Origin of the sequence: Stenotrophomonas sp. TWI1149 (genome assembly GCF_039673155.1) — a bacterium.
Lineage (GTDB): Bacteria > Pseudomonadota > Gammaproteobacteria > Xanthomonadales > Xanthomonadaceae > Stenotrophomonas > Stenotrophomonas maltophilia_AA.
Window position 1 is genome coordinate 146,020 of the sequence record NZ_JBDJLB010000011.1, and the last position, 23,017, is coordinate 169,036.

Consider the following 23,017-nt stretch of genomic DNA (forward strand, 5'->3'; position numbering starts at 1 on the left):
ATCAAGCACGGATGTGTCGGATACGCTCGCGCCACTGGCGGGCGTTGGCGACGATCGCCGCGGTGTCCATGCCAATCAGTTCGCGCTGGACCAGCTTGGGCTGGCCGGCGATCCAGACATCGCTGACCTGATGGCGGCCGGCGGCGTAGACGAGCTGCGAAAGCACATGGTGCAGCGGTTGGGTTTCCAGCGCGGACAGGTCCACGCAGACCAGGTCGGCCTGCTTGCCAACCTCGATCGAGCCGATGCGGTCGCCGAAGCCCAGCGCGCGGGCGCCGCCCAGCGTGGCCGCGCGCAGCGTGGTGGCCGCGTCCAGCGCGGTCGCATCATTGGCGACGGCTTTGGCCAGGATCGCCGCGGTGCGGTTCTCGCTGAACATGTCCAGGTCGTTGTTGCTGGCGCAGCCGTCGGTGCCGATCGCCAGGTTCACGCCGGCGCGCTGCAGGGCGCAGGCCGGGCAGAAGCCGGAGGCCAGCTTGAGGTTGGATTCCGGGCAGTGCACCACGCTGACGCCGCGCTCGGCGCACAGGTGGATTTCCGCCTCGGTCAGCTGGGTCATGTGCACGGCGATCAGGCGGTCGTTGACCAGGCCGAGCCGATCCAGCCGCGCCAGCGGACGCTGGCCATGCAGCTTGATCGAGTCGCTGATTTCCTGAGCCGTCTCATGCGTGTGCAGGTGCACCTGCATGTCCAGTTGATCGGACAGCATGCGCACGCGTTCGAAGTTCGCGTCGTTGACGGTGTACGGCGCATGAGGCGCGAACGAGGTGCCGATCAGCGGGTCGTTGCGCCACTGGTCGTGCAGCTCGCCGGCCTTGGCGAAGTACTCGTCGTCGGTCTTGGCCCAGGCGGTCGGGAAATCGATGATCACCGCGCCGACCAGCGCACGGAACCCGTGCTGCTTGTAGACGGCGGCCTGGACGTCGGAGAAGAAGTAGTTTTCGTTGGCGCAGGTGGTGCCGCCGCGCAGCATCTCGGCGATCGCCAGGGTGGTGCCGTCGGCCACGAACTCCGGCCCGATCACCGCCGCTTCCACCGGCCAGATGTGCTGCTGCAGCCAGACCATCAGCGGCAGGTCGTCGGCGACGCCCCGCAGCAGGGTCATGGGATTGTGGGTATGCGCGTTGACCAGGCCCGGCATCAGCGCCGCCTCCGGGCGCGAGACCGTCTGCTTGGGCGCAAAGCGCTCGCGCGCTTCGGCACGCGGCAGGATCGCGATGATCTCGCCACCGCGTACGGCCACGGCATGGTCTTCCAGCACCACCGCATGCGGTTCGATCGGGACCACGTAACCGGCTTCGATCAACAGGTCACAGGCTTCGGGAATGCGGGCGGTGTCGGTCATGCGGACTCACTGTGCTGGGCGGCGACCCGAAGGCGTGTGCGACCGGGGCGCTCTGGAGGTAGAGCCGAGCCATGCTCGGCTGCGCGTGGTGTCGGCATCATGAACGCCGGGAAGTGCCGCCGGGCTGCGCCTGGGTGCCGACCAGTGGTCGGCACTACCAAGGGCCGGCCGATCAGCGATCGGCTACCGGGTGGCGCAGCCGACCAACGGTCGGCTCTACACGTAATCCGGCTTCACCGGATTACTTGCCTGCGCGCGCGGAGTATTCGCCCGAGCGGGTGTCGACCTTGATGATTTCATCCTGGTTGACGAACAGCGGCACGCGGACCACCGCACCGGTTTCCAGGGTCGCCGGCTTGCCGCCGCCGCCCGAGGTATCGCCACGGACGCCCGGGTCGGTTTCGGTGATCTTCAGTTCGACGAAGTTCGGCGGCTGCACGAAGATCGGCTCGCCGTTCCACAGGGTGACGATGCAGGACTCTTCGCCCTTCAGCCACTTCTCCGCGCCGCCCATGCCGGCCTTGGTGGCCTGGACCTGCTCGAAGGATTCCGGGTCCATGAAGTGCCAGAACTCGCCGTCGCTGTACATGAAGTCCATGTTGGTATCCACGACGTCGGCCTTCTCCACGTCATCGGTCGCCTTCATGGTCATTTCGACCACGCGGCCCGACTTGATGAAGCGGTACTTCATGCGGGTGAAGGCCTGGCCCTTGCCCGGCTTGACGTATTCGGTCTCGGTGATGACCGCTGGTTCATTGTTGACCAGGATCTTCATCCCGTTCTTGACGTCGTTCATGCCAACAGTGGCCATGCTGAAACTCCTGAATGGGCAAACGCCGCGCAGGCGCGGCGAGCCGGATAGAATGGGAAATCCCACCGACACCGGTGGGGTGACTCGATATTTCTGACCCACATGATAACCGCAGGCCCCCATTCCATGCAGCTTTCCGCCACGCCCCTGGCCGCCCCCGTCCGCTGGCAGCAACGGTGGCGCGAGGCGATCCGCGACCCGCGCGAGCTGCTGCGGCAGCTGGGGCTGGATCCGGTGGAGCTGGGCGTCTCGGACGAAGCGGCCGGCCAGTTCGCGGTGCGCGTGCCGCAGGGCTTCGCGGCCCGGATGCGCCACGGCGACCGCCACGACCCCCTGCTCCGCCAGGTGCTGCCGATCACCGACGAGCTGAAGATCGTCCCCGGCTTCAGCCTGGACGCGGTCGGTGACGGCGCGGCCAAGAAGGCCACCGGGGTCATCCAGAAGTACCGCGGCCGCGCCCTGCTGGTCACCACCGGCAGCTGCGCGATCAACTGCCGCTACTGTTTCCGCCGCCATTTCGACTACGGCACCGAGAACGCGGCCCGCGAGGGCTGGCGCGATGCGGTGGACGCGATCGCGCAGGACCCGGACATCGACGAGGTGATCCTGTCCGGCGGCGACCCGCTGTCGCTGGCCACGCACAAGCTGGTCGAGCTGACCCAGGCGCTCAGGCAGATCCCGCACCTGCGCCGCCTGCGCATCCACAGCCGGCTGCCGGTGGTGCTGCCCGAACGGGTGGACGACGAACTGGTGCAGTGGCTGGGCAGCCTGCCGTGGCCGGTAGCGTTCGTGATCCATGCCAACCACGCCAACGAATTCGATGCGTCGGTGGATGCCGCGATGGCGCGCCTGCGCGAGGCCGGCGCCACCCTGCTCAACCAGGCGGTGCTGCTGCGCGGGGTCAACGATTCGATCGAGGCGCTGCAGGCGCTGAGCGAGCGCAGTTTCGCCGCCGGGGTGCTGCCCTACTATCTTTACCAGGTGGACCGGGTCGAAGGCGTGGCCCACTTCGAAGTGGACGACGACACCGCCAAGGACCTGCATGCGCAGCTGACCGCACGCCTGTCCGGCTACCTGGTGCCCAAGCTGGTCCGCGAAATCTCCGGCGACAGCAGCAAGCGGCCGGTGTAATTGTTAATCAGCGACCCGATTCGAGCAGCTGCACGACCTCGGTCGCGCTGACCGGGTGGCTGAGCCAGTAGCCCTGGGCCAGGTCGCAGCCGCGCTGGGCCAGCAGGTCGAACTGCACTTCCTGCTCGATGCCTTCGGCGACCACGGTGATCCCCAGCGCATGGGCCATGGCGATGATCGCCGTGGTCAGGGCCAGGTCGTCCGGGTCGCGCTGCATGTCGGCGACAAAGCTCTTGTCGATCTTGACCCCGTCCACCGGCACCTGGCGCAGGTGGCTCAAGCCCGAGAAGCCGGTCCCGAAATCATCCAGCCAGACCTTGACGCCGGTCCGGTGCAGCTTGTCCAGCAGCGCCGCAGCCAGCATTTCATCGCCGATCACCGCGGTTTCGGTCAGCTCCAGGTGCAGGCGCGAGGCCGGCAGGCCGGTATCGCGCAGGCAGTCGGCGACCAGGGTCGGCAGTTCCCCGCCCCGCAGCTGGCGCGGTGACACGTTGACCGACACGAACAGGCCCTCGCCGTCCACGCCGGCCGGCCATTGCACCGCCTCGGTGCAGGCCGCGCGCAGGACCTTGGGGCCGATCACCTCGATCAGGCCACTCTGCTCGGCCACTTCGATGAACACCGAGGGCGGAATCGTGCCGAGGGTCGGGTGCTGCCAGCGCAGCAGCACCTCCACCCCGACCATGCGGCGGTCGCGGGTGCGGAAGATCGGCTGGTAGGCCAGGCGCAGTTCGCCGCGCTCCCAGGCACCGCGCAGCTCCTGCTCCATGTGCACGCGGCGCTCGACCGCATGGTCCATCGCCCGGCTGTAATAGCGGTAACAGTTCTTGCCGGCCATCTTGGCCTGGTACATCGCGATGTCGCCGTTCTTCAGCAGCGTGGTGGCATCGGCGGCATCGTCGGGGAACAGGGTCACGCCGATCGAGGTGCCGAGGAACAACTCCCGGCCCTGCACCACCAGCGGCTTGCCCAGTTCGCGCACGAGGATCTCGGCCAGTTCGCGGGCCCCGGCGGCGACATCGCCCTCACCGATCAGGATCACGAACTCATCGCCGCCGAAGCGCGCCAGCAGCGCCTCGTCGCCGCCGGCCTGGGCGACCGCCGCGCTGATCCGCTGCGCGAACTGCAGCAGCGCCTCGTCGCCGGCCTCGTGCCCCAGGGTGTCGTTGACCCGCTTGAAATCGTCCATGTCGGCGAACAGCAGCCCCAGCCGGTGTCCGGAGGCGCGCGCCGCCATCAGGCGATGATCGAGCGCCTCGCGGAACGCCAGCCGGTTGGTCAGGCCGGTCAGCGCATCGGTATAGGCCATGTGCCGCACTTCGCGGTCATGCCGGGCGATCGCCTGGCTCATGCGGTCGAACGCACGCATCAACTCGCCGACCTCGTCCTGCCGGCGGCTCTCCGGCATCCGCAGGGTGTAATCGCCCGCCTCGATCTGGCGGGCAGCACCGGCCAGCCAGCGGATCGGCGTGACCAGCGTGCGCTGCACGTAGATGATCACCACCGCGCCGATCCCGATCAGCAGGCCGAGCATCAGCAGCAGCCACCCCAGATGGCGCTTGCCGACCTGCTGCAGGCGATCGCCCAGGGTCTGGTTGGCCTGCCGCTCCATCGCCTGCACATCGTCCAGCGCCATGCCCACGCGCACCCCGCCGATCCGCTGGTTGCCGATCATGATCGGCATCGCGTTGTCCAGCACCTTGGGCGAGGCCTGCACCACCAGCTCGCGTGCGCCGGCGGCGCCCGCCGCGAGCGGGTCGGTCATGGGCTGGCCGAACTCCAGCACGTCCACCGTGCCATCGTGGATCAGCCGGCCCTGGTCGTCGAACACCAGCACATAACGCACCACCTGCTGCCGGGAGGTATTGCGCACCAGCGCCCCAACCTGCTCCAGGTCGTTGTAGTACAGCGGGTTGGCCAGCGCATCGGACAGCTCACGCGCCAGCGCTTCGCCCCGGCTGCGCACGCTGCGGTCGAACAGGTCATGGATGACCGTGCCACTGAGGTGCTGCACCTCATCCTGCATCGTGGCCTGGCGCCCCAGCACCACGGCCACGATCGCCACCACGACCAGCATCGCGCCGCCCATCGCCAGCACGAAGCGGGCCTGCATTCCGGAACCCAAGCGACTCATTCCACTTCCATCCGCACGCGCGTCAAGCCTTGTTTCAATTCATCCAGCCGGTGCTGCATCTGCGCATCCACCCGGTGGAACCCGGAAGTACCAAAAAACGTCTTCAATGCCGGCCGGGCCTGCGGATCGGATGCGGCGTCCAGCAGCACCTGCTGCAGGCGGTCGCGCACCTGCGGGTCCAGGCCCTCGCGCACCATCTCGACCGCCCGCGGATACGGCGCGGTGCGATGGATGACGCGGAAATCGCGCAGGAAATTGGCCGGTATGCGCTTGCCATCGGACCAGTCCACGCTGCTCACCGCCCCGGCGTCGACCAGCCCCTTGTGGACGAACGTGGCGATGTTCGACTCCGACCGCGCGAACACGTAGCCCACCGTATCCGGCGCGGCGACATCACCGATCGAGGCCAGGATCTCCGGCGTTTCGCCATGCTGCAGCAGGGTCATGACCGGCACCAGATACGCACTGGTGGACGCGACGTTCTGCAGGGCCAGGGTGTGCCCGCGCAGGTCTTCCAGGGTCTGGATGGGACTCTCGCGGCGCACGAAGAACACGGTGTGGTAGTCGCGCACGCCGCTGCGCTCGGTCAGCAGCAGCGGTCTGGCGCCGCTGCGCAGCCCCAGGGCCACGGCGGTACCGGAGGTTTCGGTCACCCAGTCGACCCGGCCACGGCGCAGGTAGCTGCCCATCTGCTGGGCATCGCGTGCCATGAGGATGCGGCCTTCGGTGATGCCGACGTCGTGCATGCGGGGGATCACGTAATCGAGCAGGGGCTGCAGTTGCGCATAGTGTGACTTCGGGTCGTCGCTGATCCGTCCCAGCACCAGGACGTGGGCGGGTCCGGCCAGCGCCGGACCGGTCATCGCGGCGATGGCCAGACACAGCATTACGCTCTGCAGCAGCCTTCGCAGTCTCGACAAGCCCATCACTCCCCCCAAGGAATCGAGACAGACTACCCGAAAAAATGAGAACTGCGTCAGCTTACAGGGGCTTATTCGTTGCCAACCGCGCCATCCGCTGAGCGTCGGACAGGATGCCGCGCAGCAGCCGCACTTCCTGTTCGCTCAGTTCCGTCCGCAGGAACAGGCGGCGCAGCTTGCGCATCGCCGATTCGGGCGCACGGCCCTTGTGGAAATCGATCTCATCGAGGGTATCGCCGAGCTGGCCGAACAGGCCTTCGACCTGGGCATGGCTGGCCGGCGCTTCGCCGAAACCGGGCTCGGCCGGGGCAGCGACCGGGGCCTCGGCGGCGCCGAGGATGGCCATGCGCACTTCATAGGCCAGCACCTGGACGGCGGCGGCCAGGTTCAAGGAACTGAACTCTGGGTTGGAGGGAATGTGCACGGCCGCATGGCAGAGCTGCAGCTCTTCATTGGTCAGGCCAGTGCGCTCGCGGCCGAACACGAAGGCGACTTCGGCCGGCTCGGCGGCCTTGGCCAGCACCCGCTGGGCAGCCACGGCCGGCAGCAGTTCTTCCAGTTGCACCCGACGCGAGCGGGCGGTGCAGCCCAGCACGAAGCGGCAATCGGCGACGGCCTCGGCCAGGGTGGCCACGACCGGGGCGTCACCGAGGACATCTTCGGCACCGGCGGAGCGGCGGAAGGCCTCTTCATCCAGCGGTTTTTCCGGGGCCACCAGGACCAGGCGGCCCAGGCCCATGGTTTTCATGGCACGCGCGGCCGCCCCCATGTTTCCGGGGTGCTGGGTGCCGACCAGGACGAAACGGATGCGGGCGGGAGCGGTTTCAACGGACATGAACAGGCCAAATGGGAGCAGGACAGCGACAAATGGTAAACTGTGCGACCGGCCTCTGCGCCGGGACCGCTCTTTTCCCCCGCCAAACCCCTACTCTGCCTTTACGGGAGCTTTTCGCCATGCAGAAACCCGCCGTCACCGTCATGGTCAAGGCCGCCCGCCTCGCCGGCAACGTCCTGTTGCGCAACATCAACAAGCTCGAGGCGTTGAACGTCGTGCAGAAGGGCCGCATGGACTATGCCAGTGAAGTCGATGCAGATGCGGAAAAGGTCATCGTCAAGGAACTCAAGCGCGCCTATCCCGAGTACGGGATCATGGGTGAGGAAGGTGGCGTGCAGTCGGTCAACCGTTACATGTGGGTCATCGATCCGCTGGACGGCACCAGCAACTACCTGCGCGGCTTCCCCCATTACTGCGTGTCCATCGCCCTGGTCGAGAACGGTGAGCCGATCGACGCGGTGATCTTCGATCCGCTCCGCAATGAGCTGTTCACCGCCAGCCGTGGCGCGGGCGCGGTGTTCAACGACCGCCGTATCCGTATTGCCGAGCGCAAGGATCTGGGCGGCGCGATGATCCATACCGGCTTTGCCCCGCGTGAGCGCCAGCGCACGAGTGCGCAGCTGAAGGCCGTCGATGCGCTGCTGGTGCAGGCCGAAGATGTGCGTCGCACCGGTTCGGCGGCGCTGGATCTGGCCTATGTCGCCTGTGGCCGCGCCGATGCGTACTTCGAGGCCGGCGTGAAGGCATGGGATATCGCAGCCGGCGTGCTGCTGGTCCGTGAGGCCGGTGGCCGGGTCTGCGATTTCAAGGGCGCGACCCCGGCCCGCATGGACAGCCGGGGTCCGGAAACCCAGCAGATCGTCGCGGGCAACGTGAAGATCAGCGATGCGCTGCAGAAGGTGCTGGTCAATACCGGCTACGCGGCGGAGTTCGACGCGAAGTTCTGATCGGGCGGGTTGCGATCTGCATGACGACGGCGCCTTCGGGCGCCGTCTGCGTTTGCAGCGGCAGAGGCAGAGGCAGCCGTTCCATTGCCGGGGGCGAGAGGCCGGTGGGTAGCCTGGGCCAAGACGCGCCGTCAACCCATCCTGGGGGCTCGTGGGCGCCATCCATGGCGCCCTGACGGTCTTGGCCCAGGCTACCCACCGGCCTCTCGACAGATCTCGATGTGGCGGATGGAAGAACTCGTGCTGCTGAGTCCACTGGGGGCACCTGCCCGCCAACAAAAAACGCCCGGCGAAAGCCGGGCGTTCTGGTCAGCGCACTGCGGTGTGGGTTACACCACGGTGTTGTTGGCGGCGCGAAGCGCGGCGATGCGCTCGTCCAGCGGCGGGTGGCTCATGAACAGCTTCTTGGCAGCGCCGCCGGCGATGCCGAAGGCGGCGATCTGGGTCGGCAGGGTGCTCTGGCCGTGGTTGACCTTGAGGCGTTCCAGCGCGGCGATCATCTTCTGGCGGCCGGCCAGGTGGGCACCGCCGGCATCGGCGCGGAATTCGCGGTGACGGGAGAACCACATGGAGATCATGGTGGCGAACAGGCCGAACACCATTTCCAGCACGAACACGATGATGTAGTACGCAAAGCCGCGGCCGCCGCCCTCGCGGTTGCCGGACAGGGCGCTGTCGATGAAGCCGCCGACGATGCGGGCGAGGACGATGACGAAGGTGTTGAGCACGCCCTGCAGCAGGGCCATGGTGATCATGTCGCCATTGGCGACGTGGGCGATTTCATGGCCGAGCACGGCTTCGGCTTCGTCTTCGCTCATGTTGTGCAGCAGGCCGGTGGAGACCGCGACCAGGGCCTTGTTGCGGTTGGCGCCGGTGGCGAAGGCGTTGATTTCAGGGCCTTCATACACCGCCACTTCGGGCATGCCGATGCCGGCCTCGCGGGCTTGGCGTTCCACGGTGGCCAGCAGCCAGCGCTCGGTCTGGTTGCGCGGCTCGGTGATCACCACCGCGCCGGTGGAGCGCTTGGCCATGAACTTGGACAGCAGCAGTGAAATGAACGAGCCGCCGAAGCCGAAAATGGCCGCAAAGACCAGCAGACCGCTCATCTGGTTGGGATCGACACCCACTATCGACATCACGATGCCGGCCAGGATCAGCACCGCAAAGTTGGTCAGAAGGAAGAGAGCAATGCGACTGAACATGGGAAAAGGACGCTCGTGGGAGGTTGATGAGTGCAAATCTGCGGTGACTTCAGCTTGAATTCAAGTCGCAAACTGACCGACGATTCATAGTCCATGTCCGATCCCTCCTATTGCGGGCGCTTTGCGCCCTCGCCCACCGGCCCCCTGCACCCCGGCTCCCTGCTGGCGGCGCTGGGCAGCTGGCTGCTCGCGCGCCACGCCGGCGGCCGCTGGCTGGTGCGGGTGGAGGACGTCGATCCTCCTCGAACGGTGCCCGGCGCGGTGAGCGGCCAGCTGGCCATGCTGGCCGCCTGCGGACTGGTCAGCGACGGGCCGGTGGTGCATCAGAGCCGGCGCGACGCGCTGTATGAGGCGGCGCTGGAGCAGCTGCTGCGCGAGGACAAGGCGTTTGTCTGCCATTGCAGCCGCAGCGAGCTGGCCGCGCAGGGCGGCATCCACCACCGCTGCGTGGCCCGCGCCGAACGCGCGCACCCTGCCGTGCGGCTGCGGGTGCCACCGGGCAGCGTGGTCCGCTTCGATGACGGCCTGCAGGGCACGGTCGTCCAGGACGTGCATGCCGAGGTCGGCGATGTGGTGCTGCGCCGGGCCGACGGCTACTGGGCGTACCAACTGGCGGTGGTGGTCGACGATGGCGCGCAGCAGGTGACCGACGTGGTCCGCGGGGCCGACCTGCTCGACTCGACCCCGCGCCAGATCCTGCTGCAGCAGGCGCTCGGGTTGCCGACGCCGCGCTACCTGCATCTGCCACTGCTGCTCGGCCCCGACGGGCGCAAGCTGTCCAAGTCCGAGGCAGCGCTGCCGATCGACCCCGCGCAACCGCTGCCGGCCCTGCGCCAGGCGTGGCGGCAGCTGGGCCAGGACCCGACCATCGGCGCGGCGGTCGACGAGGTCGACCATTGGCTGCGGCAGGCCGCCGCCAGCTTCGATCCGGCACGGTTGCCACCGGGTGACATTTCAACCCTGCACGCGGCTGGCGAGGCTGCCCCTTTTGCCCGCTGATGTTGCAGAATCGTTTTCCCCTTGTTGGCCCTGCCTTTCGGAGTAGCTGCTCATGACATCTCGCGTCGCACTGGTCACCGGTGGTACCGGCGGTATCGGTACTGCCATCTGCCAACGTCTGGCCGACCAGGGCCATCGGGTCGCCACCAACTACCGTGACGAAGCAAAAGCAAAGGCCTGGCGCGAGAAGATGCTGGCCCGCGGCTGCGATGTGGCGATTTTCCCCGGCGATGTGTCCGACCCCGGCACCGCCGAGAGCATGGTGCAGGCCGTCGAAGCGGCGCTGGGCCCGGTCGAGATCCTGATCAACAACGCCGGCATCACCCGCGACACCACGTTCCACCGCATGCGCGCGGACCAGTGGCACGATGTGATCAACACCAACCTCAACTCGGTGTTCAACGTCACCCGCCCGGTCATCGAGGGCATGCGCCGCCGCGGCTGGGGCCGGGTCATCCAGATCAGCTCGATCAACGGCCTGAAGGGCCAGTACGGCCAGGCCAACTACGCCGCCGCCAAAGCCGGCATGCACGGCTTTACCATTTCGCTGGCACGTGAGAATGCGGGCTTCGGCATCACCGTGAATACGATTTCGCCCGGCTATGTGGCCACCGACATGGTCATGGCCGTGCCGGACGAGGTGCGTGCCAAGATCATTGCCGACATCCCCACCGGCCGCCTCGGCAAGCCGGAAGAGATCGCCTATGCGGTGGCCTTCCTGGTCAACGACGAAGCCTCCTGGATCACCGGCTCCAACCTGGACATCAACGGCGGCCACCACATGGGGTGGTAAGGCCCCGGAGAAGGGCGAATTTGCTGCACCCCATGTTGCGCAACATAAATGCGGCCCCTTGCTACCTATGGCGGTTGCATAGGCTGCTGCACTGCGCCATGCTGCGCGCCTACTGTGATGAGTGACTGCTTCATGGCTGCGACCCGCATTATCAAGAAGTATCCGAACCGCCGGCTCTACGACACGGAAATCTCCAGCTACATCACCATAGAGGATGTGCGCCAGCTGATCCTGGATGGCGAGGACTTCGAGGTGCGTGACGCCAAGAGTGGCGATGACCTGACCCGCTCGGTGCTGCTGCAGATCATCGCCGACCAGGAGCAGGACGGCGAACCGATGCTGTCCACCCAGCTGCTCAGCCAGTTGATCCGCTTCTACGGCGACTCGCTGCAGGGCTTCATGGGCAACTACCTGGAGCGCAGCATGCAGGTCTTCCTGGACCAGCAGCAGCAGTTCCGCCAGCAGATGGGCAATCTCCTCGGCCAGACCCCGTGGGCGATGATGAACCAGCTGACCGAGCGCAACATGGAAATGTGGCAGGACTTCCAGCGCAACATGGGCACCGGCTTCGGCGGCCGCCCGGGTGGCACTGGAACGGGGACCGGCACAGGCACGGGAACCGGTACCGGTACCGGCAAGAAGCCGGAAACCCCGGCACCGGGCGCGGGCAAGACCCGCCGCTGAGTCCGCGGTCCCCGCACACAGAGAAAAGGCGCAGCCTACGGGCCGCGCCTTTTTTCGTTCAGGGGCCGGGCGACGTCAGCGTCGCCGGCCGGTCGGCCCTGTCGCCGTCCAGCCCGCGCGCATCAGCGCTTGGGCTTGGCGCAGCCGGTGCAGACGCGCTCGACCTTGTAGCCCTTGGCCCGCAGCTTTTCGACCACGCCATCGTTGCCCAGCAGATGCAGGGTGCCGACCACCACCATCGTGCCGCCCTGCCCGGCCTGCAGGTGCTGCTGCAGCTTGGGCACCCAGGCGTCGTTGCGGTCGCTGTTGATGCGCTTGTAGAGCTGCGGGTACTGGCCGCGCATTTCGGTGGCCATCGAGGTCCACAGCAGCTTGTCGTCGCCCCGACGCCAGGCATCGTGCAGCTTGCGGCCCATCTCGTCGCCCTTGCCGGCCTGCTCCAGCGCCTCGGCCACCATCTGCTGCTGTTCCTTGGCCGACATCCCCGACAGCACCGCGACCTGGGTGTCGATGTCCTCCAGCCCGTCGGTCGCCTTGCCTGCGCTCGCGGCGCGGGTCATGAAATGACGATCCAGCCCGAGCGCCGGGTCCAGGCCCATCTTGGTGAACTGGCTCAGGGTGATGGTCAGGCCGACGAACCACGGCTTCATGCCCTGCAACTGGGCCAGCGGCAGCTTGTTCTCCTGTGCGTAGGCCTGGAGCCTGGTCCAGGTCGCCGCATCCAGATCGCGCTTGAGCTCCGAACCATCGGTACGCACCGCGGCCTGCACCATTTTCTGCGCCAGCTGCGGCGATTCCATGTCCAGCGGGGACAGCTCGAACACCACGCGCTGCGAGGCCGCGAACGCGGCGTCGACGTCCGGCGAGAGCGGGTAGTCGCTGGGCTGCAGCAGGTGGAACGAGCCCAGCAGGTACAGGCGGCTGTCGCCGGGGCCGGTCACTTTCCACAGCAGCGGAACCGGCGGGGTGGCCTTGGCCACGGGCGCGGCGGGCGCGGCCGGGCGTGCGGCGGCACCACCGGCACCGATCAACAGGCCCGCGGCGATCAGCATCGGGGACAACAGGCGCGACAACATCGACATGTTCAAACCTCTCCTTCGGGAGCGTGGTACGCCTGCTCGCCCGCGTCCACGCGCAGGTCCAGGCGGTTTTCAGGGGGCGTCAGCGGGCAGGTCGCGAACGGGGTGAACGCGCACGGTGGGTTGTAGGCGTGATTGAAATCGATCACCACGCGGCCCTGGTCATCGGGCGCGGGCAGATCCAGATAACGACCCGCCGGATAGCTGCCGTGGCCGCTGGTGCGGTCGCCGAAGATGACGAACAGGTCGCGGCCCGGTTCGCCGATCGCTTCCAGCCGCCAGGTGCGGCCGTCGCGCTCGAATTCCAGCGCGCCGGCATTGGGCATGTTGGTGGTCAGCCCGGTGATGTCTACGATCGGCAGCGTCTTGCCGGCCGGATGCGGCACGAAGCGCGCGGTGACGCGCCACGTGGGACCGCCCGGCCAGTAAGTCAGGCCGGTGAAGTTCGTCCGCGACGGCGCATCGGCATGCTTGACCCGCAGTGCGAAACGCTCGCCTCGATGGATCAGGCTGAGCCGGCCCTTGTCATCGTCGAAAGCGATGACCGTCGGGGTGGGATCACGATCGCTGAAGAAGCGGATGCGGCCGGTGACCGGTTTGCCGTCCACGCGCATCGGCACGCCACGCTCTGGCGTGAACCAGACGGTCGTGCCTTCACGCGCGACCATGCCGAGCTTGTCCGGGCCCACGGCGAGGCGGATGCCACTGCCGGGCCCGCGACCGATGTAATGCGCTTTGTGCTCCAGCCAATGCAGGCCGACCAGGCTGGTCCAGCCATCGGCGGCATGCAGTTCCTCGTAGCGCTGTTGCCGCCATTGCTGCTGTCCGGCTTCGAAGGCCGGATCGATGGCGACCTTGGCCGGCGCCGCCTCGTTCCCGCCGCCACATGCGGACACGCCCACTGCCAGCAGCAACGCGGCGGCCCACACTCCCCAGTGCTTCCCCATGACCTTCCCCTCAACGTCCGCGCAGGAACCAGCGGTCGATTTCCGCCAGTGAAAAACGCGCCCAGGTCGGTCGGCCGTGATTGCACTGACCCGAGCGTTCGGTGATTTCCATGTCGCGCAACAGTCCGTTCATTTCCGGCACCGTCAGGCGCCGGTTGGCGCGCACCGCACCGTGACAGGCCATGGTCGACAACAATTCGTCGCGGGCACTGGCGATGCGCCGGCTCTGGCCATGCTCGCGCAGGTCGGTCAGCACGTCGCGCAGCAGCGCCTCGGGTTCGGCGTTGGCCAGCAGCGCCGGAATGCTGCGCACGTGCAGCGAGCCCGGGCCGGCGCGGGTGATTTCAAAGCCCAGCGAGGTCAAGGTCTCGGCTTCGCGTTCGGCGGTATCGGCATCACGTTCGCCCACCGCCAGGGTGATCGGTACCAGCAGCGGCTGCGCATGCAGGCCCATGCCATCGTGCGCGGTTTTCAGGCGTTCGTAGCCGATGCGTTCGTGCGCGGCATGCATGTCCACCACGATCAGGCCTTCGGCGTTCTCGGCCAGGATGTAGATGCCATGCAGCTGCGCGATCGCATAGCCCAGCGGTGGCACGCCACTGTCGGCGGCGGTCACCGGCAGACCGTTTTCAGCCGGCATCGGCGGCAAGCTGCCCGCCGCCGGGGTTTCGCCGGGCGCGCCATACAGCGCTGCATAGGCGGATGGCGCATCGGCCACGCGCAGCCCCAGCGGTGATTGCTGCGGGCGCCAGTCGCCACCCATGCCACCACCGCCTGCTCCATTACCGGCGAGTGCATAGCCGGTGCCGCCGGAAGACGGCAGACCGTAGGCGGGCGCCGCAGTGGCAACACTCTCGGTGGCATGCACCTGCGGACCGGCCGCGGTCATGCCAGCGCGCGTTTCCGCCAAGGCTTCCTTGAGCGTGCGGTAGACGAAGTCATGGATCAGCCGCGAATCGCGGAAACGCACTTCATGCTTGGCCGGATGCACGTTGACGTCGACGCGGGTCGGGTCCAGTTCCAGGAACAGCACATACGCCGGCTGGCGGCCATGGAACAGCACGTCGCCGTAGGCCATCTTCACCGCGTGCGCGACGCTGCGGTCACGCACCGAGCGGCCGTTGACGTACAGGTACTGCTGATCGGTGCTGGCCCGCGAATAGTGCGGCTGCGCGATCCAGCCATGCAGGCGCAGGCCGGCACCGCTGTGGTCCACGCGCAATGCCTGGTTGGCGAAATCCTCGCCCAGCGTCTCGCCCAGGCGCGCATCGGAATACAGATCACCGGGCTTGTAGCGGCGCGAGGGTTTGCCATTGTGCGATACGCGCAGCTCGACATCCGGGCGCGCCAGCGCGAGCGAACGCAGCCACTCTTCGATATGGCCCAGCTCGGTGCGCTCGGCACGCAGGAACTTGCGGCGCGCCGGCACGTTGTAGAACAGCTCGCGCACTTCCACCGTGGTACCGGGCGCATGTGCGCGCGGGGTGACTTCGCCGAGCCGGCCGCCTTCGATCTGCAGGGCGGAGCCGTGCTCGTCGATGGCGCGGCGCGAGCTCAGGGTGAAACGGCTCACCGAGGCGATCGACGGCAACGCTTCGCCGCGGAAGCCGAGCGTGGCCACCGATTCCAGATCATCCAGGCTGGCGATCTTGCTGGTGGCGTGTCGCGACACCGCCAGCGCGAGTTCTTCCGGTGCGATGCCACCGCCGTCGTCGCGGATCCGGATCAGCCGCACGCCGCCCTCTTCCAGGTCGATATCGACCCGGGTGGCGCCCGCATCCAGCGCGTTCTCGACCAGTTCCTTGACCACGGACGCAGGGCGTTCGACCACTTCGCCGGCGGCGATCTGGTTGATCAGGATGTCGGGGAGCTGGCGGATGCTCATGCGCACCTCCCGGCAGCGGAGGTGGCAGGCGGGGCGGCGGGGCGGAGGCGGGAAACGGACGTCATCCCGTGATGATAGCGTGCGCCGGGCGATGCAACCCGCAGGGGTTACTTGCTGCCACCCGCCACGGTACCGGCTGCGTCGATTTCGGCCTGGGCGCGCGCGGCGTACAGGGTACCCGGCGGCGGCTGGCGGCTGAAGAAGGTATGCACGCCGTCGAGCACCGCACCGGCGATCTGGCGCTGGTACGCCGGGTCGATCAGGCGGCGCTCTTCATCCGGATTGGAGATGAAGGCGGTTTCGACCAGCATCGCCGGCATGTCCGAGGTGCGCAGCACCGCGAAGTTGGCGCGTTCGATGTTGGGCTTGTGGTTCTTGCCGATCCGCTTCAGGCCGCCGAGCACGTGCCCGGCCGCGTCTTCGGAGGCCTTCATGTAGCCGCTCTGGGCCAGATCGAGCAGCACGTTGGCCAGGGTGCCTTCGGTCTGCTGCAGGCGTACGCCACCGACCAGATCGGCGGCGTTTTCCTTGTCGGCCAGCCAGCGGGCGCGCTGCGAGGAGGCCCCCTTGGTCGAGAGCACATACACCGACGAGCCGGTCGCCGCACGGTTTTCCGCGGCATCGGCATGGATCGAAATGAACATGTCGGCCTTGGCCGCACGTGCCTTCTGCGCGCGCATCGGCAGCGGGATGAACACGTCGCTGTCGCGGGTCAGGTAGGCCTTCAGGCCGGGCGTTGCGTTGACCTGGCGGGCCAGTTCACGCGCCACCGCCAGGGTGATGTCTTTCTCGCGCTTGCCGGTCGGGCCGACCGCGCCGGGATCCTGGCCGCCATGGCCCGGATCGATCGCGATCACCAGCGGCCGCATGCCGGCACGCATCTTGACCCGCGAGGCATCGCTGGGCATCGCCGGACGCGGATTGTCCTGCGGTGTGACCGGGGTCGGCGTCGGCACCGGCGTGGGAACCGGCGTACTGGCGACCACTGCGCCGGTTGCCTGACCGGCCAGGATCGCCGCTGGCGAGGCGCTGTTGCTGGCCGCGTTGGCGGTGCCGGCGGCCGCGACATTCACGGTGGTCGCGGTGGTCGCCGTCGGGCCCGGGGCAGGCGCCGAGGTGGCGACCGTGGCACTGGCCTGCTGGCGCACCGAAGCCGTCAGCAAGGCGGTGGCGCGCGCGGCATCGCTGCGCGCCTGTGCGGACTGGGCGGCCGTCTGCGCGGGGGTCGGTGCCGGCGCGGCGGCCGGCGTCGACGCCGCTGGCGAAGGCGTAGCGGCCGGCATCGGCGCGGGCGCAGTGGCAACCGTGGTCGCGGCCGGCGCATCGCCCGGCCACTCGATCACCAGGCGCGACTGATCGCCCTGCTTGATCATCTGCGGACGGAACGGCGCCACCGATTCGGCCAGGTCGAACACCACGCGGAACGTGCCCGGCACCGGCTGCCCGGTGCGGACCGCGGTGACCACGCCCTTCGGCGCAGGCAGTTTGAGGTTGCGGATCGCGCTGGAGTCCGGGAAATCGACCACCAGGCGGTTCGGACCGGCCAGGGAAAGGGTTTTGTACCCGCCGCTGCCGGCCAGCGAAATCTCCGCACGGGTCCCGGTCGCACCGGTCTCCACGGCCACCTGGCGGACTTCGCCCGCCCACGACAGCGCGCTCGCCAGACAGAGTCCGGCGGCAGTGCAGAGGGCAGCGAGAGATTTCCCCATTGGCATAGGTCAGGATTCAATCACCGCGCTGAATGAAATGCAACTCCTTTTCCCTTAATAATCCGTAACCTGCCGGTGTTTCCTAGTGTCAGCCGACAGAAAGGGCCTGCAAGTCACCCCCTTGAGGCAGCCGTTGCAGCCATTCACGACCGGCCGGACTGGTCCCGGTGAGCCGGGCACGGCGTCCCTGGCCCTGGATGTCCAAGGCCACTTCCAGGTCGGTGGGCGGCAGCGCGCCGGCGCCGCGCTCGGGCCATTCGACCAGCCACAGCGAGGCGCTGCCTTCGTCCAGCCCGAGGAAATCCAGCTCCTGCGCGTTGCCGATCCGGTACAGATCCAGGTGCCAGGCCTCGTGGCCGTCGGCCAGCGGATAGCGCTCCACCAGGGTGTAGGTGGGGCTGCGGATCGCGCCCTGCACGCCCAGCGCGCGCAGCAGTGCGCGGGCCAGGGTGGACTTGCCGGCGCCCAGGTCGCCCTGCAGCTGCATCACCGCCTGCGGCGGCCGGGTCGCGGCCAGCCATTGGCCGAGCAGGTCGGTGTCTTCGGTCTGCGCGAGGAAAAACTCGATCATGTTCAAACGTCCGGATTGACCAGCCGGCGCAGCGGCGCCAGCAGATCGGTGGGAAGCAGGCCCCGCTGGCCATCACTGGCGGCGGCATCGCCGGCCAGGCTGTGCAGCAGCGCGCCGGTGCTGGCGGCGTCGAAGGCGCCCAGCCCCTGCGCGCGCAGGGCGGCAATGATGCCGGTGAGCAGGTCGCCCATGCCACCCACCGCCATGCCGGGGTTGCCGGCGGCCACTACCCGCGGCAGCGCGTCGGGCGCGGCGACCACGGTGCCGGCGCCCTTCAGCACCACCACGGCGTGGAACCGCGCGGCCAGCGCGTTCGCCGCCGTGAAGCGGTCGGCCTGCACCTGCGCGGTGGTCAGCCCGAGCAGCCGCGCCGCCTCGCCCGGGTGCGGGGTCAGGATCGCGTCGCTGAGTGTCCGTGGCGCCTTGGCCAGCAGATTCAGGGCGTCGGCATCGATCACCAGCGGTTTGCCGCTGGCCAGCACCTGCCGCCAGAGTTCGTGCGCCCAGTCGTCCTGGCCCAGGCCAGGCCCGATCGCGATCACCCCGGCACGGGGCAGCAGGGACTGCAGCTCCTGCGCGTCCTGCACGGCATGCACCATCGCTTCGGGCAGGCGCGCGAGCAGCGGTGCGACGTGCGGTGACTGGGTCGCCACGCTGACCAGCCCGGCGCCGGCACGCAACGCCGATTCACTGGCCAGCATCACCGCCCCGCCGCTGCCGAGATTGCCGCCCACGCACAGCACGTGGCCGGATTCGCCCTTGTGGGTGTTGGCGCGGCGCGCCGGCAGCTGCGCACGCAGGCGCGATGGCTGCCAGCACTCGGCACTGTGCTGCACGCCTGCCGCAGCGGCTTGAGGCAGCTCCAGCGGTGCCAGGCGACGCCCGCCGACATGTTCCAGCGCCGCGCCGGTGTAAAGGCCCTGGTGGCGCACGATGAACTGCAGCGTGAGCGTGGCGCGGACCGCGACGCCCGGCACGCTGCCGGTCTGCGCATCCACGCCGCTGGGGACGTCCAGCGACAACACCGGCACGCCCGCCGCGTTGATGGCCGTGATCAGATCGGCCGCCGGACCGGCCGGGGCGCGGTTCAGGCCGATGCCGAACAGCGCGTCGACCAGCAGGTCCATCGCCGGCATGCGGCCATCGAAGCGTTCCACCCCACCGCCGGCGGCGATGAAGGCCTGCTCGGCCTGCCGGGACAACGGCGTCGCCGGGGCATCGGTGTCCAGCCGCAGCACCGTCACCGGGCGGCCGGCCTCGCGGGCCAGGCGCGCCACGACGTAGCCATCGCCGCCGTTGTTGCCGGCACCGACCACCACCCCGATCCGCTGCGCCTGCGGCCAGCGCTCCAGCAGGCAGTGCCAGGCGGCCTGGCCGGCCTGTTCCATCAGTGAGGCACCGCCATCGCCCCGCAGGGCACTGGCCTGCGCATCCAGGCGGCGCGCGGCGGCGATATCGAACAGTTCAGCAAGCTCGGGCATGCCGGGATTCTATACTTGTCGCCCAGGCGCAGCCTTGCCGCGCCCTTCCCAGGCTCCGTTTCCGCCCAGGCCATGTCCGCCGTCCCCCTGCCCGCCCCCGTCCATCTGGCCCGCGCCGCCGAACGCATTCGTGCGATCGCGCGTGTGCACGGCTTCCAGCGCTGCGGGGTGTCCGGCATCGATCTGCGCGAGGACGAAGCGCACCTGGCCGACTGGCTGGGCAAGGGCCTGTACGGCACGATGGAATGGATGGCGCGGCACGGCACGCTGCGCGCGCGGCCGGACGAACTGCTGCCGGGCACCGTGCGGGTGATCTCGGTCGGCATGGATTACGGCCACAAGGACGACGCCGAGGCCTGGAACACCCTGCACGATGGCGACCGCGCCTACGTGGCGCGTTATGCACTGGGCCGCGATTACCACAAGCTGATGCGCAACCGGCTGCAGAAGTTCGCCGACAGCATCGCCGCCGAGATCGGGCCGTTCGGCTACCGCGTCTTCGTCGATTCGGCTCCGGTGCTGGAGCGCGCACTCGCCCGCAACGCGGGGCTGGGCTGGATCGGCAAGCACACCTGCCTGATCGACAAGCAGGGCGGCTCGTGGTTCTTCATCGGCGAAATCTACATTGACCTGCCGCTGCCGGTGGATACGCCGGCCAGTGCGCACTGCGGCACCTGCACGCGCTGCATCGATGTTTGCCCGACCCAGGCGATCATCGCCCCGCACCGCCTGGATGCACGCCGCTGCATCTCCTATCTCACCATCGAACACGACGGTGCGATTCCCGAAGAGATGCGCACGGCGATGGGCAACCGCATCTACGGCTGCGACGACTGCCAGCTGGTCTGCCCTTGGAACAAGTTCGCCAAGCGCACCGACGAGCCGGATTTCCGTGCGCGCAACGACCTGGACACCGCCTCGCTCGCTCAGCTGTTCGCCTGGGAGGAAGACGAGTTCCTGCGCCGCACCGAAGGCAGCCCGATCCGCCGCAGCGGGCATGAGCGGTGGCTGCGCAACATCGCCGTGGCACTGGGCAATGCGCCGACCCACGCCGAGACACTCGCCGCGCTGCACGCACGGCGCGAGCATCCCTCGGCGATCGTGCGCGAGCATGTGGCCTGGGCCCTGCAGCAGCACGCCGCGCGCGCCACGGCGGGATGAAGCATCCCCGCCGACGTGCGACCATGGTGTCCCGTCCGTACCGTTTGGCCTGATCCCTCCATGGACCGCAGCGCGCAGATTCTCACGCCCAGCCAGCTCAACATCCTGGCCCGCGACCTGCTGGAAGGCGCGTTCCCGCTGATCTGGGTGGAGGCCGAGCTGGGCAGCGTCACGCGCCCCGCTTCGGGCCATATGTATTTCACGCTGAAGGATGCGCGCTCGCAGATCCGTGCGGCGTTGTTCAAGCCCAAGAGCCAGTGGCTGAAGTTCGTGCCGCGCGAAGGCATGCGCGTGCTCGCGCGTGGCCGGCTGACCCTGTACGAAGCCCGCGGCGAGTACCAGATGGTGCTCGACCACATGGAAGAAGCCGGCGAAGGCGCCCTGCGCCGCGCCTTCGAGCAGCTCAAGGCACGCCTGGAGGCCGAGGGCCTGTTCGCCCCCGAGCGCAAGCGGCCGCTGCCAGCGCATGTGCGTCGCCTGGCGGTGATCACCTCGCCGACCGGCGCGGCGGTACGCGACGTGCTGAGCGTGCTGGAGCGCCGTTTCCCGATGCTCGAGGTCGATCTGCTGCCCAGCCTGGTGCAGGGCGACAGCGCCGCCGCCCAGCTCACCGCGCTGCTGCGCTCGGCCGATGCCAGCGGCCGTTACGACGTGATCCTGCTGACCCGCGGTGGCGGCTCGATGGAGGATCTGTGGGCCTTCAACGATGAGCAGCTGACCCGCGCGATCGCGGCCAGCCAGACCCCGGTGGTGTCTGCGGTGGGTCACGAAACCGACTTCAGCCTGGCTGACTTCGCCGCCGACCTGCGCGCGCCGACGCCCTCGGTCGCGGCCGAACTGCTGGTCCCCGACCAGCGCGACCTGCTGCTGCGCGTGCGTCGCCTCGATGCACGCCTGGCGCAATTGCAGCGCCACAGCCTGGGGCAGGCGATGCAGCGCGCCGACCGTGCCCTGCTCCGCCTCAACGCCCAGAGCCCGCAGTCGCGCCTGCAACTGCTGCAGCGCCGGCAGCAGGACGTTGCGCGCCGTCTGCACGCGGCCTGGACCACGCAGCATCAGAACCGTCTTGCCCACCTGCGCCACGCCGCGGCCGTACTGCGCAGCGGCCATCCGCAGCGCCGGCTGGACGCCCTGCGTGAGCGCCTGCAGCGCCTGCAGCCGCGCGCGGACAGTGCGATCGGCCGCCAGCTGCAGCGCGACGGCCTGCGCCTGCGTGCCCTCGCCCGCTCCATGGAAGCGGTCAGTCCGCTGGCCACGGTTGCGCGTGGCTACGCGATCCTGACCCGTGACGACGATGGCAGCCTGGTGCGCTCGCCCTTGCAGGTGCGCCCGGGCGATACGCTCAAGGCGCGCGTGCAGGACGGCGTGATCGACGTAACGGTCAACGAACCGGCGCGCTGATCCAGCGCATCGCCGATTAGGCGTTGGCGGTCAGCGTCCCGCGCTCTCGCAGAATTTCTGCCGGTACTCCATCGCCTTCGGCATCAACGCCTGCAGGTTCTGGATGCGCGTGCCGGGATTGGGATGCGTGGACGCGAATTCCGAGGTCGACTGCCCGCCGCTGGCCTGCCCCATCCGTTCCCACAACGGGATCGCCTCCTGCGGATCGAAACAGGCCGCCGCGGCCAGCATCAGGCCCACTTCATCGGCCTGGGTTTCATGGCTGCGCGCGTACGGCAGCAGGTAGCCGTAGCCCATCGCCGACATCATCATCTGCTGCTGTTGCGGGTCCATGCCGCTGGCGGCGCCGGCCATCTGCCCGATCTGGGTCATCTTCTGCTGGGCCATGCGCTGGGCACCATGGCGCAGCAACGCATGCGCGATCTCATGGCCCATCACCACGGCCATCGCATCCACCGTGCGCGCCACCGGGATCAGCCCCGTGTACACCGCCATCTTGCCGCCCGGCAGGCAGAACGCATTGGCCTGGTCGGAGGGAATCACGTTGACCTCCCACTCGAAATCACGCGCGAAATGCGCCGGCTTCAGCCCATGTTCTTCGGCGAGGGCGGTTTCCACCACGTCCACCTTGGCGATCAGGCGCTGGGCGATCGCCTGGATCTCGCGAGACTGCGGTGCGTTGGGATCCAGCGGCCGCTCCTGCGCCAGGATCTCCTGGTAGGCCTGCAGGCCCAGCGCCTTTTCCTGCGTGGCATCCAGCGAGCTGTCGATCAGCACGCTCTCGCCGGTATACGGATCCACGGCGCGGTTGGAGAACCAATAGAACGCCGCATAGCCGGCAAACGCCAGCAGCACCCACCAGCGGATGTTGCCGAACAGGCCCGGCCGCCGGGCGCGGCCCTGCTGCTGACCGCCGAATGGATCGTTGCGCATGCGCTTGGTTCCTGAGATGGCCGTGGCACCCTGCCCGACGCTGTGCCAA

Annotated in this window: 20 protein-coding genes; 7 read left to right on the plus strand and 13 right to left on the minus strand. The window is 68.3% G+C overall.

Features of this window, described 5'->3' with window-relative positions; translation table 11 throughout:
* Position 1: 1 nt before the first annotated feature.
* On the minus strand, positions 2–1,345 hold the full coding sequence (locus ABE424_RS13995) for a TRZ/ATZ family hydrolase (protein ID WP_346492658.1): 1,344 nt from the start codon (positions 1,343–1,345) through the stop codon (positions 2–4).
* 241 nt (positions 1,346–1,586) lie between these two features.
* A complete protein-coding gene (efp, locus tag ABE424_RS14000) occupies positions 1,587–2,156 on the minus strand; it encodes an elongation factor P (protein WP_019182820.1) in 570 nt (189 codons plus the stop codon).
* Between the two features lie 126 nt (positions 2,157–2,282).
* Between efp and epmB the strand changes: the two genes are divergently transcribed.
* Positions 2,283–3,287 carry an EF-P beta-lysylation protein EpmB gene (gene epmB, locus ABE424_RS14005; protein ID WP_346492657.1) on the plus strand — a complete coding sequence of 335 codons (1,005 nt, stop codon included), beginning with the start codon at positions 2,283–2,285 and terminating at the stop codon, positions 3,285–3,287.
* Positions 3,288–3,294: 7 nt separating this feature from the next.
* On the opposite strand, the gene ABE424_RS14010 is transcribed toward epmB, so the two are convergent.
* From ABE424_RS14010 to ABE424_RS14020, 3 genes are all read right to left on the minus strand, one after another.
* Positions 3,295–5,421, minus strand: coding sequence for an EAL domain-containing protein (locus ABE424_RS14010; RefSeq protein ID WP_346492656.1), 2,127 nt, complete (start codon positions 5,419–5,421; stop codon positions 3,295–3,297).
* Positions 5,418–6,308 carry a phosphate/phosphite/phosphonate ABC transporter substrate-binding protein gene (locus tag ABE424_RS14015; RefSeq protein ID WP_194243668.1) on the minus strand — a complete coding sequence of 297 codons (891 nt, stop codon included), beginning with the start codon at positions 6,306–6,308 and terminating at the stop codon, positions 5,418–5,420. Before ABE424_RS14015 ends, ABE424_RS14010 begins: the two co-directional genes overlap by 4 nt.
* A 94-nt stretch (positions 6,309–6,402) precedes the next feature.
* The gene (locus ABE424_RS14020; RefSeq protein WP_176989395.1) at positions 6,403–7,176 is read right to left on the minus strand and encodes an RNA methyltransferase; all 774 of its coding nucleotides are present in this window, start codon (positions 7,174–7,176) and stop codon (positions 6,403–6,405) included.
* Between the two features lie 119 nt (positions 7,177–7,295).
* On the opposite strand from ABE424_RS14020, the gene ABE424_RS14025 reads away from it, so the two are divergent.
* A complete protein-coding gene (locus ABE424_RS14025; RefSeq protein WP_019182815.1) occupies positions 7,296–8,123 on the plus strand; it encodes an inositol monophosphatase family protein in 828 nt (275 codons plus the stop codon).
* A 329-nt stretch (positions 8,124–8,452) separates the two neighbouring features.
* Here the strand turns inward: ABE424_RS14025 and htpX are convergent, their stop codons facing one another.
* On the minus strand, positions 8,453–9,325 hold the full coding sequence (gene htpX / locus ABE424_RS14030) for a protease HtpX (protein WP_346492655.1): 873 nt from the start codon (positions 9,323–9,325) through the stop codon (positions 8,453–8,455).
* Between the two features lie 93 nt (positions 9,326–9,418).
* Between htpX and gluQRS the strand changes: the two genes are divergently transcribed.
* From gluQRS to phaR, 3 genes are all read left to right on the plus strand, one after another.
* A complete protein-coding gene (gene gluQRS / locus ABE424_RS14035; protein WP_346492654.1) occupies positions 9,419–10,324 on the plus strand; it encodes a tRNA glutamyl-Q(34) synthetase GluQRS in 906 nt (301 codons plus the stop codon).
* A gap of 52 nt (positions 10,325–10,376) precedes the next feature.
* Positions 10,377–11,117 carry an acetoacetyl-CoA reductase gene (gene phbB / locus ABE424_RS14040; protein ID WP_152153448.1) on the plus strand — a complete coding sequence of 247 codons (741 nt, stop codon included), beginning with the start codon at positions 10,377–10,379 and terminating at the stop codon, positions 11,115–11,117.
* 132 nt (positions 11,118–11,249) lie between these two features.
* A complete protein-coding gene (gene phaR / locus ABE424_RS14045) occupies positions 11,250–11,801 on the plus strand; it encodes a polyhydroxyalkanoate synthesis repressor PhaR (protein ID WP_346492653.1) in 552 nt (183 codons plus the stop codon).
* A gap of 122 nt (positions 11,802–11,923) precedes the next feature.
* Here phaR and ABE424_RS14050 read toward each other — a convergent pair whose 3' ends face one another.
* From ABE424_RS14050 to ABE424_RS14075, 6 genes are all read right to left on the minus strand, one after another.
* The gene (locus tag ABE424_RS14050; RefSeq protein WP_346492652.1) at positions 11,924–12,883 is read right to left on the minus strand and encodes a TraB/GumN family protein; all 960 of its coding nucleotides are present in this window, start codon (positions 12,881–12,883) and stop codon (positions 11,924–11,926) included.
* A 2-nt stretch (positions 12,884–12,885) separates the two neighbouring features.
* Positions 12,886–13,827 carry a DUF1684 domain-containing protein gene (locus ABE424_RS14055; protein ID WP_346492651.1) on the minus strand — a complete coding sequence of 314 codons (942 nt, stop codon included), beginning with the start codon at positions 13,825–13,827 and terminating at the stop codon, positions 12,886–12,888.
* Between the two features lie 10 nt (positions 13,828–13,837).
* Complete coding sequence (mutL, locus tag ABE424_RS14060; RefSeq protein ID WP_346492650.1) at positions 13,838–15,712, minus strand: DNA mismatch repair endonuclease MutL; 1,875 nt, start codon at positions 15,710–15,712, stop codon at positions 13,838–13,840.
* A gap of 107 nt (positions 15,713–15,819) precedes the next feature.
* Positions 15,820–17,421, minus strand: coding sequence for an N-acetylmuramoyl-L-alanine amidase (locus ABE424_RS14065; RefSeq protein WP_346492649.1), 1,602 nt, complete (start codon positions 17,419–17,421; stop codon positions 15,820–15,822).
* Positions 17,422–17,509: 88 nt separating this feature from the next.
* On the minus strand, positions 17,510–17,992 hold the full coding sequence (gene tsaE, locus ABE424_RS14070; protein ID WP_319210546.1) for a tRNA (adenosine(37)-N6)-threonylcarbamoyltransferase complex ATPase subunit type 1 TsaE: 483 nt from the start codon (positions 17,990–17,992) through the stop codon (positions 17,510–17,512).
* 2 nt (positions 17,993–17,994) lie between these two features.
* Complete coding sequence (locus ABE424_RS14075) at positions 17,995–19,473, minus strand: NAD(P)H-hydrate dehydratase (RefSeq protein ID WP_346492648.1); 1,479 nt, start codon at positions 19,471–19,473, stop codon at positions 17,995–17,997.
* A gap of 72 nt (positions 19,474–19,545) precedes the next feature.
* Here ABE424_RS14075 and queG point away from each other — a divergent pair, with 72 nt between their 5' ends.
* Both queG and xseA read left to right on the plus strand, forming a co-directional pair.
* Positions 19,546–20,634 (plus strand): tRNA epoxyqueuosine(34) reductase QueG, encoded by a 1,089-nt coding sequence (queG, locus tag ABE424_RS14080; protein ID WP_346478147.1) that lies wholly within the window; start codon positions 19,546–19,548, stop codon positions 20,632–20,634.
* Positions 20,635–20,694: 60 nt separating this feature from the next.
* Positions 20,695–22,035, plus strand: a complete 1,341-nt coding sequence (xseA, locus tag ABE424_RS14085; protein WP_319210540.1) for an exodeoxyribonuclease VII large subunit — start codon at positions 20,695–20,697, stop codon at positions 22,033–22,035.
* Between the two features lie 30 nt (positions 22,036–22,065).
* On the opposite strand, the gene ABE424_RS14090 is transcribed toward xseA, so the two are convergent.
* A complete protein-coding gene (locus ABE424_RS14090) occupies positions 22,066–22,968 on the minus strand; it encodes a M48 family metallopeptidase (protein WP_319624083.1) in 903 nt (300 codons plus the stop codon).
* Positions 22,969–23,017 lie beyond the last annotated feature (49 nt).

Coding starts and splice junctions, on each gene's coding strand:
- ABE424_RS14050 (WP_346492652.1), bottom strand. CDS start 12,883: ATGTCGATGTTGTCGCGCCTGTTGTCCCCGATGCTGATCGCCGCGGGC.
- mutL (WP_346492650.1), bottom strand. CDS start 15,712: ATGAGCATCCGCCAGCTCCCCGACATCCTGATCAACCAGATCGCCGCC.
- ABE424_RS14075 (WP_346492648.1), bottom strand. CDS start 19,473: ATGCCCGAGCTTGCTGAACTGTTCGATATCGCCGCCGCGCGCCGCCTG.
- efp (WP_019182820.1), bottom strand. CDS start 2,156: ATGGCCACTGTTGGCATGAACGACGTCAAGAACGGGATGAAGATCCTG.
- htpX (WP_346492655.1), bottom strand. CDS start 9,325: ATGTTCAGTCGCATTGCTCTCTTCCTTCTGACCAACTTTGCGGTGCTG.
- ABE424_RS14055 (WP_346492651.1), bottom strand. CDS start 13,827: ATGGGGAAGCACTGGGGAGTGTGGGCCGCCGCGTTGCTGCTGGCAGTG.
- ABE424_RS14090 (WP_319624083.1), bottom strand. CDS start 22,968: ATGCGCAACGATCCATTCGGCGGTCAGCAGCAGGGCCGCGCCCGGCGG.
- ABE424_RS14025 (WP_019182815.1), top strand. CDS start 7,296: ATGCAGAAACCCGCCGTCACCGTCATGGTCAAGGCCGCCCGCCTCGCC.
- tsaE (WP_319210546.1), bottom strand. CDS start 17,992: ATGATCGAGTTTTTCCTCGCGCAGACCGAAGACACCGACCTGCTCGGC.
- gluQRS (WP_346492654.1), top strand. CDS start 9,419: ATGTCCGATCCCTCCTATTGCGGGCGCTTTGCGCCCTCGCCCACCGGC.
- ABE424_RS13995 (WP_346492658.1), bottom strand. CDS start 1,345: ATGACCGACACCGCCCGCATTCCCGAAGCCTGTGACCTGTTGATCGAA.
- queG (WP_346478147.1), top strand. CDS start 19,546: ATGTCCGCCGTCCCCCTGCCCGCCCCCGTCCATCTGGCCCGCGCCGCC.
- ABE424_RS14015 (WP_194243668.1), bottom strand. CDS start 6,308: ATGCTGTGTCTGGCCATCGCCGCGATGACCGGTCCGGCGCTGGCCGGA.
- xseA (WP_319210540.1), top strand. CDS start 20,695: ATGGACCGCAGCGCGCAGATTCTCACGCCCAGCCAGCTCAACATCCTG.
- phaR (WP_346492653.1), top strand. CDS start 11,250: ATGGCTGCGACCCGCATTATCAAGAAGTATCCGAACCGCCGGCTCTAC.
- ABE424_RS14020 (WP_176989395.1), bottom strand. CDS start 7,176: ATGTCCGTTGAAACCGCTCCCGCCCGCATCCGTTTCGTCCTGGTCGGC.
- phbB (WP_152153448.1), top strand. CDS start 10,377: ATGACATCTCGCGTCGCACTGGTCACCGGTGGTACCGGCGGTATCGGT.
- ABE424_RS14010 (WP_346492656.1), bottom strand. CDS start 5,421: ATGAGTCGCTTGGGTTCCGGAATGCAGGCCCGCTTCGTGCTGGCGATG.
- ABE424_RS14065 (WP_346492649.1), bottom strand. CDS start 17,421: ATGGGGAAATCTCTCGCTGCCCTCTGCACTGCCGCCGGACTCTGTCTG.
- epmB (WP_346492657.1), top strand. CDS start 2,283: ATGCAGCTTTCCGCCACGCCCCTGGCCGCCCCCGTCCGCTGGCAGCAA.